The sequence below is a fragment of the Shewanella sp. AS16 genome, from assembly GCF_021412365.1.
Classification (GTDB): Bacteria; Pseudomonadota; Gammaproteobacteria; order Enterobacterales; family Shewanellaceae; genus Shewanella; species Shewanella salipaludis.
Genome location: NZ_JAKCLK010000054.1, coordinates 1 through 462 on the forward strand (window position 1 = coordinate 1; position 462 = coordinate 462).

Here is a 462-nt window from a genome sequence, read left to right on the forward strand (position 1 = left end):
TACTTCGGCCAGGCGCTGATCACCTATGGCGTCAGCGATAACCAGGGGGGCTCGGGCAGCGGCCAGGTTACTGTCGATGTGCTGGCAAACCAGTTCCCGGTGGCGGTCGACGATCTGCTCAACCTGCAGTTCAGTCGGCCCATCATCATCGACGTGCTGGCCAACGACAGCGACCCAGAGGGACAGGCATTGAGTGTCACCCAGGCCAGCGTGGACCAGGGCACAGTCACTATCAATCCTGACTCCAGCCTGACCTATACCCCGGCCGGCGGTTTCAGTGGCCAGGCGATCATCGACTATCGCGTCAGAGATCCACTGGGCGCCAGCGCCGACGCCCGGGTGCTGATCACGGTCAAGGCCGGGGCCGTGGTGGTTGACAATGAGTCGAACGGCGGCGCGGCCGGCGTGCTTGGCCTGCTGCTCGGCGGTTTGGCGCTCATCAGACGCAGAGTCTTCAAGTCA

Annotated in this window: 1 protein-coding gene; it reads left to right on the forward strand. The window is 63.6% G+C overall.

Annotation, left to right across the window (positions count from 1 at the left end):
* On the forward strand, positions 1-462 hold a 462-nt coding region (locus tag LZP73_RS19295; protein ID WP_234236531.1), incomplete at both ends, for an Ig-like domain-containing protein.